The sequence below is a fragment of the Kitasatospora sp. NPDC001159 genome, assembly GCF_053598235.1.
Genome location: NZ_JBSFJV010000285.1, coordinates 1 through 1,319, shown reverse-complemented (window position 1 = coordinate 1,319; position 1,319 = coordinate 1). Strand labels below are relative to the sequence as shown.

Genomic DNA, 1,319 nt, shown 5'->3' with positions numbered 1-1,319 from the left:
GCCACGTGCCGTCCTCCTGGAAGAAGCGGGTGCGCAGTCCGTCGTGCTGCTCCAGCACCCGCCGCACCACCACCCGCCACTGCTCCGCCGACAGCCCCGCCTCCGCCTCCACCAGCACCGACTGGTTCACATGCCCCGGAACAGCGAAATCCTGAGCGAAGAACCACCGCTGCACCGGCGTCAACGCCACCCGACCCGTCACCACACCCTGCTCGGCCACCACCCCGGCCCCACCACGCAACTCCACCACCGGCGCCAACGCCGCAACCGACTGAAACTCGAACAACTGCTTCACCGAAAAAAACAGACCCAACTGCTTCGCCCGGAAAATCACCTGAAGACTCAGAATCGAATCCCCACCCAGAGCAAAGAAATTGTCGTGCACCCCCACCGGAACACCCGTCCCCAACACCTCACCCCACACCAGAGCAAGCTTCTCCTCCACCTCCGTCCGCGGCGCCACAAAACCACCCTCACCCGCCCCCAGACCCTCACCCAACAACCCCGACAACGCCGCCCGGTCCACCTTCCCACTCGGACCCAAAGGCAACTCGTCCACCACAACAAACACCCCCGGCACCATGTACGCCGGCAACCGCTCCCCCACGAACGACCGCAACTCCTCACCCCCCACCCCACCAGCCACCACCACAAACGCCACCAACCGCCGCACCGCCCCCTCCTCCTGCACCACCACCGCCACACCCCGCACCCCCGAATGCCGCGCCACCACCTCCTCGACCTCACCCAACTCGATCCGGAACCCCCGGATCTTCACCTGATCATCCACCCGCCCCAAAAACTCCACATTCCCATCAGGCAGAAAACGCGCCAGATCCCCCGTCCGATACAAACGACTCCCCGCACCACCGAACGGATTCGCCACGAACGCCTCGGCCGTCACATCCGGCCGCCCCAGATAACCACGCGCCAAACCCGCCCCACCCACATACAACTCCCCCGCCACACCCACCGGCACCGGCTGAAGCAGGCCGTCCAGCACGTAGGCCTGGGTGTTGTCGAGCGGCCGGCCGATGGGGAGCACGGTGGGCGTGGGGTCCTGCGGTTCGATGCGGTGGCAGGTGGCGAAGGTCGTCGTCTCCGTCGGTCCGTAGACGTCCACGACCACCAGGCCCGGGCACGCCTCGCGGACCCTGCGCACCGCCTCGGTCCGTACCGCTTCGCCCCCGGTCCACACCTCCGCCAGGCCCGCGAAGCAGCCCGGGTCCTGCTCGGCGAAGAGGTGGAACAGCGCGGCCGTGAGACCCTGGACGTCTCCCGCCGGGCCCGCGCCCTGCTGACCGCCTGGGGCGCCAAGG

Annotated in this window: 1 protein-coding gene; it reads right to left on the bottom strand. The window is 67.9% G+C overall.

Features of this window, described 5'->3' with window-relative positions; translation table 11 throughout:
• The coding region (locus tag ACWC9T_RS41905; protein WP_449826263.1) for an AMP-binding protein at positions 1-1,319 on the bottom strand (1,319 nt) is incomplete at both ends.